The organism is Speluncibacter jeojiensis, from assembly GCF_029589495.1.
GTDB classification, from domain to species: Bacteria; Actinomycetota; Actinomycetes; order Mycobacteriales; family Mycobacteriaceae; genus Speluncibacter; species Speluncibacter jeojiensis.
Genome location: NZ_JAAIVF010000007.1, coordinates 53,640 through 68,124 on the forward strand (window position 1 = coordinate 53,640; position 14,485 = coordinate 68,124).

11 protein-coding genes are annotated in these 14,485 nt (G+C 70.8%); 5 read left to right on the forward strand and 6 right to left on the reverse strand.

Annotation, left to right across the window (positions count from 1 at the left end):
• Positions 1-11 precede the first annotated feature (11 nt).
• A complete protein-coding gene (locus G4X40_RS19050) occupies positions 12-881 on the forward strand; it encodes an Fpg/Nei family DNA glycosylase (protein WP_277834836.1) in 870 nt (289 codons plus the stop codon).
• Between the two features lie 22 nt (positions 882-903).
• On the opposite strand, the gene G4X40_RS19055 is transcribed toward G4X40_RS19050, so the two are convergent.
• Together G4X40_RS19055 and map are read right to left on the reverse strand one after the other, a co-directional pair.
• A complete protein-coding gene (locus G4X40_RS19055; protein ID WP_277834838.1) occupies positions 904-2,619 on the reverse strand; it encodes an HNH endonuclease signature motif containing protein in 1,716 nt (571 codons plus the stop codon).
• 138 nt (positions 2,620-2,757) lie between these two features.
• The gene (gene map / locus G4X40_RS19060; protein ID WP_277834840.1) at positions 2,758-3,519 is read right to left on the reverse strand and encodes a type I methionyl aminopeptidase; all 762 of its coding nucleotides are present in this window, start codon (positions 3,517-3,519) and stop codon (positions 2,758-2,760) included.
• Positions 3,520-3,610: 91 nt separating this feature from the next.
• On the opposite strand from map, the gene G4X40_RS19065 reads away from it, so the two are divergent.
• Positions 3,611-3,877, forward strand: coding sequence for a helix-turn-helix domain-containing protein (locus tag G4X40_RS19065; protein ID WP_277834841.1), 267 nt, complete (start codon positions 3,611-3,613; stop codon positions 3,875-3,877).
• Between the two features lie 28 nt (positions 3,878-3,905).
• Here G4X40_RS19065 and G4X40_RS19070 read toward each other — a convergent pair whose 3' ends face one another.
• The gene (locus G4X40_RS19070) at positions 3,906-5,369 is read right to left on the reverse strand and encodes a dihydrolipoyl dehydrogenase family protein (protein WP_277834842.1); all 1,464 of its coding nucleotides are present in this window, start codon (positions 5,367-5,369) and stop codon (positions 3,906-3,908) included.
• Between the two features lie 44 nt (positions 5,370-5,413).
• Here G4X40_RS19070 and G4X40_RS19075 point away from each other — a divergent pair, with 44 nt between their 5' ends.
• The gene (locus G4X40_RS19075; RefSeq protein ID WP_277834845.1) at positions 5,414-6,163 is read left to right on the forward strand and encodes an SDR family oxidoreductase; all 750 of its coding nucleotides are present in this window, start codon (positions 5,414-5,416) and stop codon (positions 6,161-6,163) included.
• Position 6,164: 1 nt separating this feature from the next.
• On the opposite strand, the gene pgi is transcribed toward G4X40_RS19075, so the two are convergent.
• Entirely contained in the window at positions 6,165-7,868 is a 1,704-nt protein-coding gene (gene pgi / locus G4X40_RS19080) for a glucose-6-phosphate isomerase (protein ID WP_277834847.1), read from the reverse strand.
• Positions 7,869-8,021: 153 nt separating this feature from the next.
• Positions 8,022-8,345 carry a chorismate mutase gene (locus G4X40_RS19085; RefSeq protein WP_277834848.1) on the reverse strand — a complete coding sequence of 108 codons (324 nt, stop codon included), beginning with the start codon at positions 8,343-8,345 and terminating at the stop codon, positions 8,022-8,024.
• 300 nt (positions 8,346-8,645) lie between these two features.
• Between G4X40_RS19085 and pcrA the strand changes: the two genes are divergently transcribed.
• Positions 8,646-11,084, forward strand: coding sequence for a DNA helicase PcrA (gene pcrA, locus G4X40_RS19090; RefSeq protein ID WP_277834850.1), 2,439 nt, complete (start codon positions 8,646-8,648; stop codon positions 11,082-11,084).
• 54 nt (positions 11,085-11,138) lie between these two features.
• Here pcrA and G4X40_RS19095 read toward each other — a convergent pair whose 3' ends face one another.
• Positions 11,139-12,248, reverse strand: a complete 1,110-nt coding sequence (locus tag G4X40_RS19095) for a M23 family metallopeptidase (RefSeq protein WP_408642252.1) — start codon at positions 12,246-12,248, stop codon at positions 11,139-11,141.
• Between the two features lie 420 nt (positions 12,249-12,668).
• On the opposite strand from G4X40_RS19095, the gene G4X40_RS19100 reads away from it, so the two are divergent.
• A complete protein-coding gene (locus G4X40_RS19100) occupies positions 12,669-14,420 on the forward strand; it encodes a hypothetical protein (protein ID WP_277834851.1) in 1,752 nt (583 codons plus the stop codon).
• The last annotated feature ends 65 nt before the right edge of the window (positions 14,421-14,485 follow it).

Below are 14,485 nucleotides of genomic sequence, written 5' to 3' on the forward strand. Positions count from 1 at the left end.
GACTGGGGTCCATGCCCGAACTGCCTGAGGTCGAGGCGCTGTCGAAGTTCCTGCAGCAACATGCGGTGGGAGCGGTCATCACGAGGGTCGACGTGGCCGCGCTGAGCGTGCTCAAGACGGCGGATCCGCCGGTCGGTGCGCTCGCGGGCTCGGATGTCACGGGGGCGGCGCGGTTCGGCAAGCATCTCGGTCTGCGCTGCGGCGACCTGTGGCTGATAGCCCATCTGTCGCGTGCGGGGTGGGTGCGCTGGGTGGACGAGCCGAGCCCGGCACCGCCGAAGCCGGGTGGCAAGGGCCCGCTGGCATTGCGGGTGCACCTGCTGGCGCCGGAGGCGACCGCACCGGCGATCGACCTGACGGAGGCCGGTACCCGCAAACGGCTTGCCGTGTGGGTGGTGGCGGATCCGCTGCAGGTGCCGGGCATCGCACGGCTCGGGCCGGACGCGTTGGCGGTGTCCGAGGACGAGTTCGCGGCGCGGCTCGCCGGAACCGCGCAACGGATCAAGACTGCGCTGACGGATCAAACGGTGCTGGCCGGCATCGGCAACGCCTATTCTGACGAGATCCTGCACGCAGCAAGGCTTTCGCCGTTCGCCACCGCGAATCGGATGACCGAGGGTCAGGTTTCTGAGTTGTATGCGGCAATGCGTGCGGTGCTTGAGGATGCGGTGGACAGGTCGGTCGGGCAGGACGCGGCGCGGCTCAAGGGCGAGAAGCGCTCGGGGCTGAGCGTGCACGGCCGGACCGGTCTGCCGTGCCCGGTGTGCGGGGACACCGTGCGTGAGGTCGCCTACGCGGAGCGGTCGTTCCAGTACTGCCCGACCTGTCAGACCGGCGGCAAGATTCTGGCCGACCGCCGGATGTCGAGGTTGCTCCGTTGATCCGGACCCGGCCGCACCGCACTCAGAACGGTGGCGGGTCGTCGTCGGGCGCCGGTGGCACGATCGGCGGGCTGGTCATCCGGGGCGGGCGGGTCAGGCGCGGTGCCAGTGGCGGGCTGTGCGGTGCGCTCGCTCCGGTGGGGAGCGTGCCGGTCGTCGACGTCCAGTAGATCGCCTGTCCGGCGAGTGCGGTCGCCTGCCATAGTCGCATGGTCTTGAGCTGATGGTGAAACAAGCACAGGCACTGCAGGTTCGACAGGATCGTCCATCCGCCGCGTCGCGGATCGTGGTGGCGGTAGGCGACGATGTGGTCGAGTTGGCAGCGGGCCGCGGGCACGTGGCAGCCGGGAAAGCGGCAGTGCTGGTCGCGGGCGCGCACGAGTGCCGCGGTGGCCGCGTCGGGTCGGTAGTTCAGCGAGCCGGGCGGCGGTTCGGCGTGGCCGCCGTGCCCGTCGGGATGTTCGCCGAGTGCCAAGGCGGCGTCGGCGGTGATCGCCGCGAGCAGCACGTCGGCCATCTGGCTCCGGCCCCACGGTGCGCGACGGCGAGTGCGCAGGGGAGCCCAGGTGGGAAGAGGTCCGGCCGATCGGCGGCTACCCCGGGCGCGATAGGTGTGCACGCAGTAGCGTGGCGGCGCAGAGGTCGGCGTTTCGCTGCCGTCGTCGTGGTCCTCGGTGCCGTTCGCGGTATTGCTGTGTGCGGGACTCTCTTGTGCGGCATTGTCATTTGGAGCGTCGTTGTCCTCCGTTCCGTCGCCGATTGCACTGCCGTCGTCGTCACTGCCCGCATTGTCGTGCGATATGAGTCCGTTCTGTTCGGCGAGGTCGAGAGTCTCGGTGAGCATGGCCTGCCAGGTGGCATCGCGGGCGAGCTCGCGGGCGAGTTCCGGATCGATGGGTCCGTGGCCGTGCAGGTGCGCGGGGTTGGCGAGCAGTCCGAGAAGCGTTGCGACATCGACGGTGATCTGCACCAGCGGGGTCCGGCGACCCGGGAGTGCCGGTACGCCACTGGTCTGCGGACAGTCGTCCCGTCGGCATGTGCACGCGAGGTGCGGCTCCCGATGCAGGAGGGCGAGGAACGCATCCGCGAGCCGGTGCGCGGGCAGGCGCCGGTCGTGCTTGCAGACGGTGTCGGCCATCTCGGTGACCAGTTGCCATGCCTGCTGCCCTTCATCGGGCGTTAGTGTGGCCTCGAACCTGGACAGTTCGTCCTCGGGCACGAGTTTGACCCTGCGGAGGATGCCGGCCTCGGCGCGGTTCTCGGCGGCCTCGTCCGGAGCCTCCCGTGTGATGATGGCCGCGACCTCGGTGCCCAGCGGGCCGGGGGAGAGATGTCGGGCCGCGGCGAGAATGGCCGATTCGATCCGGGCTGCGGTCGCAGGTTTCAAGAAACAGGTGCTGGTGACGACCCTACGGACCCGCGCATAGTCGAGTTCGCCGGATTCGAATGCCGCACGGATCAAGGGGAGACGCAGGTGGAGTTCGACGCCGGTGTCGGCGTAGTTGCCGGCCATGGTCTTCGAGCAGCCCAACCGGACAGCGACTTCGGCGACCGCTCCGTTACCGCAGTCGATGATGTCGCCGTTGCCGAGCTGCACGTCACGCTCGATCCAAGCCTGCAGCAACGCACCGGCCGCGAGGACCTTCGCTGCGGCGGAACGGTTCTCGGCGCGGCAGGCCGTCGAGACGGCAGCGAGCATTCGCCGGTCTTCCCCTCGATGTTCCCCCGTGTCGATCATGACAAATATCGTACACGTGTTCGACTATCTGTGGGGTGAGTTGAATCAGTTCGGCGGAACTCATTGTCGGACTGGCCGACTCGCTGATGGCGGAGGGGCGAACGGGTCTGGTCGCAGGGTCTTGCGGCACCCGAGAACTCAGTCGGTCAGGATCAACGCCGCGCTCTCGGTGACGGCGATCGTGTGCTCGCTGTGCGCGGTGTTCGAACCGTCCGCGGACCGGATCGTCCACCCGTCGGGGTCGTAGACGATCCGGTCGGTGGCCGCCGCGAACCACGGTTCCAGTGCGAGCGTCAGCCCGGGCTCGAGTCGCATCCCCCGTCCCGCGCGGTCGCGGTTGGGCACATGCGGGTCCTCGTGCATGGTACGGCCGAGGCCGTGACCGCCGAAGTCGGTGTTGACCGGGTATCCGTACCGATCCGCGACCGCGCTGATCGCGGCGGAGATGTCGCCCAGTCGGTTTCCCGGAACCGCGGCGGCGATACCGGCCGCGAGCGCCTCCTCGGTCGCCTCGATGAGTCGCACGTCGTCGGGCCGAGGCGTGCCGACGATCAGGCTGCGTGCCGAATCGGCGACCCAGCCGTCGATGGACACGGCGATGTCCATGCTCAGCAGGTCGCCGTCGCGTAGCGCGTAGTCGTGCGGAAGTCCGTGCAGCACTGCGTCGTTCACGGACAGGCAGATCACGTTGCGGAACGGCCCACGGCCGAACGAAGGTGCGTAATCCCAATAGCAGGAGACGGCGCCCCGCTGCTCGATCAGGGTGCGCGCGCGTTGTTCGAGGTCGAGCAGGTTCACCCCGACCTGTGCGCGGTCGGCGAGGTCGTCGAGCAGACCGGCGATGAACCGGCCGGTGGTGCGCATGAAATCGATCTCGCGGTCCGTCTTGAGCTCCAGCACTGGGCAACCTTCTTCTCGAACGTACGGTATTAAAATACCAGCCTAGTCGATGATGCCGGTATTTTCATACCGACTTGGCTAGGATGGCGGCATGGTGCGTTCCCCGCTGACCCCGCAACAGATCGCCGCCGGCAAGCGCCTCGGTGCGCGACTGCGGGCGGCTCGTGGCGAGCGTCGCCCCGTCGAGGTCGCCCAGGCCGCCGGCATCTCTCCGGAGACGCTCCGCAAGATCGAGACCGGCCGTCTGGTCACGCCGGCGTTCTCGACGGTCGCCGCGCTCGCCGCGGTGCTCGACGTGCCACTGGACGACCTCGCGCGGATCTGCCTGCCCGCACACGAGTTGCAACAGACCGGGTAGCCCCCGCGAACTCGGCCTGCAACCGAACTCAGCCCCGCCGGGCCTCCAGCAACCGCAGCCACACCTCGCTCATCGTCGGATACGACGGCACCGCATGCCACAGCCGTTCCAACGGCACCCGGCCGACCACGGCGACGGTGGCGGCGTGGACGAGTTCGGCGATGTCGGGGCCGACGAACGTCGCACCCACCACCGTGTCGGTGGCGCCGTCGAGCACCAACTGCGCGCGACCGCGGTAGCCGTCGTTGTGCAGCGCCGACCCTGCGACCGCGATGTCCACCGAAACCGACTCGACGGCAAGGCCGTTGGCGCGCGCCTGTTGCTCGGTGAGTCCGACCGACCCGACCTGGGGATCGGTGAAGACCACCTGGGGAGTCTGGGTGCGGTCGGCGCTCGCGGTGTAGCGCGGCCCGTCGAGCGCTCGGCCCGCGGCACGTGCCGCGATGACGTCGCCGCACACGCGGCCCTGGTACTTGCCCATGTGCGTCAGCGCCGCCCGCCCGTTGACGTCGCCGACCGCGTACAGCCATCCGCCCGCCACCCCCGCGACGGCCAGGTGATCGTCGGTGTCCAGGGCTCGGCCCCGGGTGAGCCCGACCGACTCGAGCCCCAGGTCGGCGGTACCGGGCCGGCGGCCGGCCGCGACCACGATCTCGTCGACGGTCACCGTCTCCGCGTCGGTTGCCGTGCCCAACGAGACGGTCGCGGGCCCGCCGTGCACCCAACCCTCGCCCGACGCCCCCGGTGCCGCCCGGCGCACCGACCCGAGTTCGGTCTCGAAGAGGATCCGCGCGCCGAGTTCCCGCAACCGTTCGACGACGCGCTCGCCCGCCCACGGCTCGGACCGGGCAAGCAACGACGCTCCGCGCACCACCATCGTCAGTTCCCGAACCCCCAGCGCGAGTAGCCAGGTCGCGGACTCGCAGGCGACCACTCCGCCGCCCAGGACCAGCACCCGCTCCGGTACCTCGTGCAGATTGGTCACGTCACGCGACGTCCACGGCAGCGCCTCCGCGAGCCCGGCCACCGGGGGCACGGTCGCCGCGGATCCGGTCGCGAGCACCACGGCCTCACGCGCGTGCAACTCCAGCGCGCCGCCGGGCCGGTCGACCTCCACGGTGCGATCTCCCACGAGCCGTCCGTGGCCCCGGATCACCTCGATCCCGGCGGACCGGGCCCAGTCCACCTGGCCGCTGTCGTCGTGGCCGTTGGTGAACGCATCTCGCCGCGCCAGCACCGCCGACACGTCCAGCGGCCGGCCGTCGACCAACCCTCGGACGCCCGGCATCGCGCGGGCCTGCGCCAACACCTCGCCCGGCCACAGCAGTGCCTTGCTCGGCATACAGGCCCAGTAGGAGCACTCGCCGCCGACCAGTTCTCGCTCGACCAGCGCTGCCGTGCGCCCGCCACCCGCGACCGCATAGGCGGCGGCGTTCTCGCCCGCAGGTCCGCCGCCGATCACCACCACATCGAAGACCCGACGCTCGGCCATGGCATCGAGGCTAGTGGGTGCTTTTCGCTCTAGAGTGCACTCTCATGATTCGGACCAAGATTCTGATCACCGGCGCCAGCTCCGGGTTGGGCGCCGAGATGGCGCGTCGCTTCGCCGGCATGGGCCGCGACCTGGCGCTGTGCGCCCGGCGGACCGACCGGCTCGAGGCGCTACGCGACGAACTGCTCGCCGAGTACCCCGGGATCACTGTCGTGGTCCGGCAGCTGGACGTCGACGACCACGCCGCCGTGCCCGAGGTCTTCGGACAGCTGCGCGACGAACTCGGCGGGGTGGACCGGGTGATCGTCAACGCCGGCATCGGCAAGGGCGCCGTGATCGGCACCGGCCGCGCCGACGCCAACCTGGCCACGGCGACCACGAACTTCGTCAGCGCGCTGGCGCAGGTCGAGGCCGCCATGGAGAACTTCCGTGCGCAGGGCTCCGGGCACCTGGTGCTCATCTCGTCGATGAGCGCGGTACGCGGACTGCCGCGCAAGAAGGCCGCCTACTCGGCAAGCAAGGCCGGACTTTCCGCGATCGGTGAGGCGCTGTCGATCGAGCTCGCGAAGAGCCCGATCGCGGTGACGACGGTGCTGCCGGGCTTCATCGCGACCGACATGTCCGCTCAGGCCGACGATGCCACGATGGTCGCGCCGCTCGATCGCGGCGTGCGATCGATGGTCGCCGCGATCGAGCGCGAGCCGCGTCGTGCCTGCGTTCCCGGCTGGCCTTGGCGGGCAATCGATCTGGTGATGCCGTACCTTCCGGGGCAGGTCGTGTCCCGGTTCGCGTGACTCAGCTGCTACGCCCGCGCAGCCCGCGGTAGCGCCGCACCAGCGTGTCCGTGGACGAGTCGTCCTGCGCCGCAGGGGATTCCGTGGAGGTTAGCACCGGCACCAGCTCGATCGCCTGGGTCTTGCCCAGTTCGACGCCCCACTGGTCGAACGAGTCGATGCCCCAGATGACGCCCTCGACGAACACCGCGTGCTCGTACAGCGCGATCAGCTGACCGAGCACCGACGGGGTCAGCTTGGGCGCCAGGATCGTCGTCGAGGGGCGATTGCCGGGCATCACCTTGTGCGGCACGACATCGAGTGGAGTGCCCGCGGCTTCCAATTCCTCGGTGATCTCCTCGGCGGTCTTACCGAAGGCCAGCACCTTCGTCTGTGCGAAGAAGTTCGACATCAACACGTCGTGCATGCTGCCTTCGCCGTCGATGGTCGCGCGGTCCTCGGTCGGCTCGGCGAAACCGATGAAGTCCGACGGCACCAACCGCGTGCCCTGGTGCAGCAATTGATAGAACGCGTGCTGGCCGTTGGTACCCGGCTCACCCCAGAAGATCTCACCGGTCGACGTGGTCACCGGGGTGCCGTCCGCGCGCACGGACTTGCCGTTCGACTCCATCGTCAGTTGCTGGAGGTAGGCGGGGAAACGCTTGAGGTCGTTCGAGTACGGCAGCACCGCGCGCGAGTCCGCGTCGAAGAAGTTGCTGTACCAGACGCCCAGCAGTGCGGCGATCACCGGCGCGTTCTGTTCGAGCGGGGCGGTGGCGAAGTGTTCGTCGATCGTGTGGAAGCCGGCGAGGAACTCCGTGAACTGCTCCCGGCCGATCACCGCCATCAGCGACAGGCCCACCGCGGAGTCCACCGAGTAACGGCCGCCCACCCAGTCCCAGAAGCCGAACATGTTGTCGGTGTCGATGCCGAACTCCGACACCCGGCCCGCGTGGGTGGACACGGCGACGAAGTGCTTGGCGACCGCGCCGTCGAGGACGGACTCGCCGGCCCGCTCGCGCAGTCCGTCGAGCAGCCAGCGGCGCGCCGCGGTGGCGTTGGTCAGGGTCTCGAGCGTCGAGAACGTCTTGGACGCCACGATGAACAGTGTCGTCTCCGGGTTCAGCCCGCTGAGCTGACCGATGATGTCGGCGGGATCGGCGTTCGAGACGAAGCGGGCGGAGATGCCGCTGTCCGCGTACGCGCGCAGCGCCCGGTAGGCCATCACGGGGCCGAGGTCGGAACCGCCGATGCCGACGTTGACGACGGTCTCGATCCGCTCGCCGGTGGCGCCGCGCCATTCGCCCGACCGCAGCCGATCGGTGAAATCGCCCATCCGCGAGAGCACTTCGTGCACCTCGTGGACCACGTCGGTCCCGTCGACCGACAACGACGCATCGGCGGGCAGGCGCAGCGCGGTGTGCAGCACCGCCCGGTCTTCGCTGGTGTTGATGTGCTCGCCGCGCAGCATCGCGTCGCGGCGGGCCTCGACGTCGGCGGTGCGCGCGAGATCGACCAGCAGCCGCAGCGTCTCCCGGGTCACCCGGTGCTTGCTGTAGTCGAAGTAGAGGTCGCCGGCGGTGACGGTGAGGTCACTGCCGCGCCCGGGATCCGCCGCGAAGATGTCGCGCAGGTGCTCGTCGCGAACCTCGGCGTGGTGTGCGGACAGTGCGCCCCAGGCCTGGGTACGGGTGATATCGGTTGCGCTCGTGGCGGGGTCGGTCATACTCGCGGCTCCTCATCGCCCGACGGACGTGTCGACGTGCTGGACCGAGCCTAGTGGCCACGGCGCGCCGGGGAACACATCATCCCGGTGACTGACGCGGCAGTCGCGGTCCGGCCCTCCGGTTCCGCCGTCGCGCTCGGTGAACCGGTTCCCTCAGTGGCCCAGGCGCCCGCGGCCGAGACGCAAAAGCAGCATCGCCAGCGTATGCCCCTCCTCGCCGAGGTCGCTGAAGCGCTCGATCACCTTCATCTCGCGGCTGTGCACCAGTCGGGTGCCGCCGTTGGCCATCCGGGTGCGACCGATCTGCTGGGAGATCTCGGAGCGGCGTTTGATCGCGGCGAGGATCTCGGCGTCGAGGCGGTCGATCTCCTTGCGCAGCTCGTCGATCTCCTGCTCGCCCATCGGGGCCTCCACGGCGTCGGCGAGGTCCGCGGCCGGCGTCGCCGCTGCGTCGGGTGTCTGCTGTGTCGCTGCCATGATGCTCCCTGTCGTGTCGGGCCCCGGTGTCACGGACCTACTGGTCGTGGACCTCGTGTCGTCGTCACCCCCGTGTCGGGGGCGCGGTGCCGGCCGTTACCGATGTCAGCAGTTCCCGTCCGCCTCCTCCAGGAGTCGGGTGTGCGGTCCGTCCCCGGTCGCAGCCCCCGCGAGGTGTGAGTATGGGCTCATTTTGCCACGGGGCCCCATCCGGGCCAACATCGCGCCGGGCCGACGAGGTGCTGGTCGGGGTGGGCGACCGGTGTCGCTGTCGGTGCACGCCGGTACCGTTGAGGCACGATGAACACACTTCCTTCGGCGGCCCCCGGATCCAGTCGGCACACCGGCGCAGAGGCACTTCTCGACGGTTTGAACCCGCAGCAGCGCGCTGCGGTCGTGCACACCGGATCGCCGCTGTTGATCGTCGCAGGGGCGGGGTCGGGCAAGACCGCGGTGCTCACCAGGAGGATCGCCTATCTCCTGGCCGAGCGGGGTGTGGGGCCGGGGCAGATCCTCGCCATCACGTTCACCAACAAGGCCGCGGCCGAAATGCGTGAGCGGGTCGCCGCACTCGTCGGCGCCCGTGCCAACGCGATGTGGGTGGCCACGTTCCACTCGTCCTGTGTGCGCATCCTGCGGGCGCAGGCCGCGCTGGTGCCGGGCATCAACTCGAACTTCTCGATCTACGACGCCGACGATTCGCGCCGGCTGCTCACGATGATCGCCAAGGATCTCGACCTCGACACCAAGAAGTTCTCGCCGAGGCTGCTGGCCACGCACATCTCGAACCTGAAGAACGAGCTGATCGACCCGGAGCAGGCGAGCGCCGACGCGGCCGGGGACCCGGCCGAGCTGCCGCGCCTGATCGCGACCGTCTACACGCACTATCAGCAGCGGTTGCGGTCGGCCAACGCGTTCGACTTCGACGACCTGATCAGCGAGACCGTCGCGCTGCTGCAGTCGCACCCGCAGGTCGCCGAGTACTACCGTCGCCGGTTCCGGCACGTGCTGGTCGACGAGTACCAGGACACCAACCATGCGCAGTACGTGCTGGTGCGCGAGCTTGTCGGGCTCGAGCCTGCCGACGGCGAGCCGGGTCGGGTGGCACCCTCGGAGCTGTGTGTGGTCGGCGACGCCGATCAGTCGATCTACGCGTTCCGCGGGGCGACGATCCGCAACATCGTCGAGTTCGAGCGGGACTATCCCGACGCCCGGACCATCCTGCTCGAACAGAACTACCGCTCGACGCAGAACATCCTGTCGGCCGCGAACGCGGTCATCGCGCGCAACTCGGGCCGACGCGAGAAGCGGCTGTGGACCGACGCGGGCGAGGGTGAGCTGATCACCGGCTACGTGGCGGACAACGAGCACGACGAGGCCTCGTTCGTCGCCGCCGAGATCGACCGGCTGGTCGACGAGGGGGAGGCGACGTACGGCGACGTGGCGGTGTTCTACCGCACCAACAATTCCTCCCGCGCGCTCGAGGAGGTGTTCATCCGGCTCGGTCTGCCCTACAAGGTGGTCGGCGGCGTGCGCTTCTACGAGCGCAAGGAGGTCCGCGACATCGTGGCGTACCTGCGGGTGCTCGCCAATCCCGACGACGCGGTGAGCCTGCGCCGGATCCTCAACACCCCGCGCCGCGGCATCGGCGACCGCGCCGAGGCGTGCGTGGCGGTGCACGCGGAGAACACCGGCCTCGGCTTCGCCGCCGCGTTGCGGGCGGGCGCCGAGGGGACGGTGCCGCTGCTGAACACCCGGTCGCAGAAGGCGATCGCCGCGTTCGTCGAGATCATGGACGGGCTGCGCACCCTGCTCGACAGGGACGGGGTGCCCGACGTAGGCGACGTCGTCGAAGCGATCCTCGACCGCACCGGCTACCGGGCCGAACTCGAGGCCAGCAGCGATCCGCAGGACGGCGCGCGCCTGGACAACCTCAACGAATTGGTCAGCGTGGCACGCGAGTTCAGCGCCGACGCGGCCAACGTGGCGGCCATGGTCGAGGACACCGGGGATGCAGGTGACGGGGACGCCGCGCCTGCGGACGAGGGCGCTCCCGAACCGGGCTCGGTGGCCGCGTTCCTCGAGCGGGTGTCGCTGGTCGCGGACTCCGATCAGGTGCCGGAGTCGGGTGCGGGCGTGGTCACGCTGATGACGCTGCACACCGCCAAGGGACTGGAGTTCCCGGTCGTGTTCGTCGCCGGCTGGGAGGACGGGCAGTTCCCGCACATGCGTGCGCTCGGCGACCCGGCCGAGCTGTCCGAGGAGCGCCGGCTGGCCTACGTCGGCATCACCCGGGCCCGCCGCCGGCTGTATCTCACCCGCGCGGTGCTCCGCTCCGCCTGGGGGCAGCCGATCATGAACCCCGAATCGCGTTTCCTGCAGGAGATCCCGGCGGAGCTGGTGCACTGGCGCCGCGAGGATCCGGGCGTGAGCGGCGGCAGTCCGGGCGGCGGAGGGCGGGGCGTCGGCGGATGGGGCTCCGGGGGATTGGGCGGCGGCCGGTTGATCGGCAGCGGACGGCCGTCCTCGCGCGAGTCGGGCAGCTTCGGCAAGGCGCGGCCGCGCAACAACGACCTGGTGCTCGTCGCGGGCGACCGGGTCAGTCACGACAAGTACGGTCTGGGCACCGTCATCTCCTGCGACGGCGTCGGTACACGCGCGACCGCGACCATCGACTTCGGCAGCGCCGGAAAGGTGCGGCTGATGCTCATCGGTGGCGTGCCGATGATCAAGCTGTGAGGCCGCGGCTCCAGGATGCCGCCGTGCGGTGAGGTCGCGGCCGGGCGGTGAGCCTCAGCCGGCGTAGTGACCGAGGCTGATGCCGCGCTGCGCCAGCCACGGCAGCGGATCGACCCGCTGGGAGCCGTCAAGCCAGATCTCGAAATGCAGGTGCGGCCCGGTGGAGAACCCGCGGTTGCCCACCTCGGCGATCTCGTCGCCGGCCAGCACGTGCTGCCCGACCTGCACCAGCGACCGGTCGATGTGACCGTAGACGCTGACCGTGCCGTCGTCGTGCCGTAGCCGCACCCACATCCCGAAGCCGCTGGCCGGCCCCGAATCGATGACGGTGCCGTCGGCGACGGCATGGATAGGGGTGTCCATTGCGGCGGCGATGTCCACCCCGCCGTGGATGGTGCCCCACCGCGTGCCGAAGACGGAGGTGAAGATGCCCTGTGCCGGCAGCGCGAACAAGGGCCGACGGGAGGCGGCGTCGCGGGCAGCGCGGTCGGCCGCGTACTTGGTGCCCTTGGCGAGTTGCTCCGAGAAGGTGGCGAGGTCGTCACCCTGGGCGACGGTGAGCACCTGCGCATCGCCGGCGGGTTCGTGCGACGAACTGCCGCCGAGTGCCTGCAGCCCGCTGCCCGAGGCGAGTGCCACGTCCGAACTGTCCGACACCGACGGACCGGCGCCGCGCACCATCGACTGGCCCGCGGCGACGACCGCGCCCGCCGCGACGGCGACCACGGCCACCCGGCCCTTGATCGCGTGCGGCGGGGTCGGCACCCGATGGGCGCCGCGACGTCGGCTCTGCGGGGTGGCGGAGGTGTCCGGGGCGGCTGTGGGTGCAAACGAGGCGGCTGCATCGAGGACCGGCAGTTCCGGCTCGGCAGGCTCGACGGCTCGGGACGCGGGCGTCGACGCGGCGAACACCTCGGTCGGTGCATCCGCGGGGACGGGGGTGAACCACCGGCGCGACTGCGCGTCGGACGTCTCGTGCGCGCCGTGCCGTGAATGCGACGGAGTCGTGTTGCGGTACACCGGGATCCGGCGAGTCCGGTCGTCGTCGCGGTCCATGGTGGTGTCGAACGTGTCGGTGGCGCCGGCATCGGGGGCGGGGCGGGAAGTGGGCCGGCTTGCCCCGACGAAACGGCTCTGCGTGAAGGACGTGCGGTCGTGCGCCAAGGTTCGACAACTCCCGTCCGCGGTCCAGGTCGTGACCAGATCGTTATTTCAGCCTCGGCGACGTTAGCCAACCGATCATGTGAAAGGCAAGCCTCAGGGCGGCGTGGCAGAGAGTGTGTGGCAGCTCACAGTCGCATGGTCGATGGGTGCGGTCGCCGAGTCGTGCCGGACGGTTCGTCACCGAGATCGGCTTGTCGCGACGGGTCAGGAGCGCCGCCGGCCGATACCGTCGTGCGGGTGACACGCTCCTCTCGCTCGGCCGCCCGGTCCCGCTCCGGTTCCCGGGGCGCCGCGGCTTCCCGTCCGATCCCGAAGCGACCGGCCGGGAAGCAATCGGCCGGGACGCGACCGGCCGCGAACGCGACGCCGCACAGATGGCGGACGGCCGTCGCGGCGTGGACCTCCGGCGGGACCGGCCCGGTGCACCCGCGGCATCGGGTGGCGGTCTGGACGGCGCTGATCGGCGCGCTCGCCGTCGCGGTGGCCCCCGCCCTCGCGCCCGCACGGACGGTGCACGGCCCCGGCCCCGGCGGCGCGATCTGGCCGGCGGCGGTCGTCGTCGCGCTGTGTGCCTTCGCCCCGGGGCTGCTCGCGGCGCTCGCGCTGCGGTCGCGGCGCGCGAGCCTGGGCGCCGGTCTGCTGGCGGGTTCCGGTGCTGTCGCCGTCGGGCTGACCGTCCTGGACGTGCAACTGCTGGTCGGGCCCATCGACGCGAACCGGCTCGAGTTGCTGCGGCCGCTCACGGCGGCGCACCTGTCGCCGGGACCGGGCGCGGTCGTGGTGCTCGTCGGCCACCTGCTCGCCGTCGCCGCCGGGCTGGTGGCGCTGTCGGCCGCCCGGCGGCTCGACGACCAGCCGATGCCGGATCGTGAGCCGGACGGCGAGGAGGGGCGCGCCGTCGGTGCGCAACTCGGCTCCGCGGCGGTGCTCGCGGTGTCGGTGGCGGCAGCTGTCGCGGTGGTCGGGCTGTTCGGCGCGGCGCTGACGTCGTCCGATCCGGTGGTGCTGACGCACTCGGTCGTCGACGCCCCCTATCCGGTCGCGTTCGGGACCGTCGCGGTGGTGGCGGGCCTGCTGCTGGTGGTCGCGATGGCGCTGGTGACCTGCTCACGGTGGACCTCCGCCGGGGCGCTGACCGGGGCGGGCCTGGGTGTCCTGCAGCTGTCGGGCGGACGGCTGACCGCCGGACTCGGCGCCGGTGACCGGATCGGGGTGTCGGCGGCGACGGTGTGGTCGACCGTCGCAGCGGTGGCGCTTGTGGTGATCGGACTCGCGATCCCGGTGGTCGCGGACCTGCGCGACCGTGCGGTCCCCGCGCCGGTGCGGGCGGGGAACGGACGGGCGCCGTCGATCGGCCGCGCGCATCGGGTCGCTGGTCTGTGCGGTCTCGTGACCGCGGTGGTCGCGGTGGTCGGCGCGGTGCTCCCGGTACTGCGGGTCTCCGCGGGCCTGCCGGAACCGCGCATCTACGCCACCCGGGTGGAACTGGCCGCGGGCGTGCTCCTCGCGATCGTGGCGGTGTGGCTGCTGCTAAGCGAGTACGCGGTGCGGGTCCGTCCGGTACTGGCGGTCGTGTGGACGGTCCCGCTGCTGGGCGCGACCGCGGTGCTGGAGTCGGTGGTGTTCGCCTCCGATGTGCCGGGTGTGGGGCTGGGGCCGGGTGCGTTCGCGGCCGGCCTCGTCGTGATCGGTGCGGTGACGACCGGGGTGGCGGCCGGAATGGCCGGTGCCGCAGAACGTTCGGAGATCGACACCTCGGTCGATCCGGAGGTCGACCGGCCCGGCGCGGTGGTCACCGGCATCGGCGCCGCGGCCGCGGTCGTGTCCTTGGTGTTGCCGCTGTACACGGCCCCGGATGTCGGCGGGCGGAGCTTCGCCGCCGCCTGGATCGGGCATCTGCCGTGGGGCTGGGACGTGTGGGGGCAGGTGGTGACGGCCGTCGCGATCGCCAGCGCGGCCTTGGTCGCGGCCCGCGCGCGGCCGGCCCGCGGCGCGGCCCTGTCGGCCGGCTGCACGATCGCGGTCATCGGCTATCTGGCGACCGGGCCGCTCACGTGGGCGCGCGTCCCGGACCATCGAGTGGGACCGGCGATGTTCGTCGGGGCGCTCGCGGTCGTAGGCTTGGGCGCGGGTGCGGTGATGGCCGGGCGGAGAGCGGCTCGGGGCCAGTGACCTGCACCACTTCGGACCGGGGCTGTGATTGGCGTGCTGACGCGGGTCGATACAGTCCGAAAGAC

Bases quoted from the DNA above. Each gene is read 5' to 3' on its own strand.
- G4X40_RS19050 (WP_277834836.1), top strand. From the start codon at position 12: ATGCCCGAACTGCCTGAGGTCGAGGCGCTGTCGAAGTTCCTGCAGCAA.
- G4X40_RS19055 (WP_277834838.1), bottom strand. From the start codon at position 2,619: ATGATCGACACGGGGGAACATCGAGGGGAAGACCGGCGAATGCTCGCT.
- G4X40_RS19065 (WP_277834841.1), top strand. From the start codon at position 3,611: ATGGTGCGTTCCCCGCTGACCCCGCAACAGATCGCCGCCGGCAAGCGC.
- G4X40_RS19070 (WP_277834842.1), bottom strand. From the start codon at position 5,369: ATGGCCGAGCGTCGGGTCTTCGATGTGGTGGTGATCGGCGGCGGACCT.
- G4X40_RS19075 (WP_277834845.1), top strand. From the start codon at position 5,414: ATGATTCGGACCAAGATTCTGATCACCGGCGCCAGCTCCGGGTTGGGC.
- pgi (WP_277834847.1), bottom strand. From the start codon at position 7,868: ATGACCGACCCCGCCACGAGCGCAACCGATATCACCCGTACCCAGGCC.
- G4X40_RS19085 (WP_277834848.1), bottom strand. From the start codon at position 8,345: ATGGCAGCGACACAGCAGACACCCGACGCAGCGGCGACGCCGGCCGCG.
- pcrA (WP_277834850.1), top strand. From the start codon at position 8,646: ATGAACACACTTCCTTCGGCGGCCCCCGGATCCAGTCGGCACACCGGC.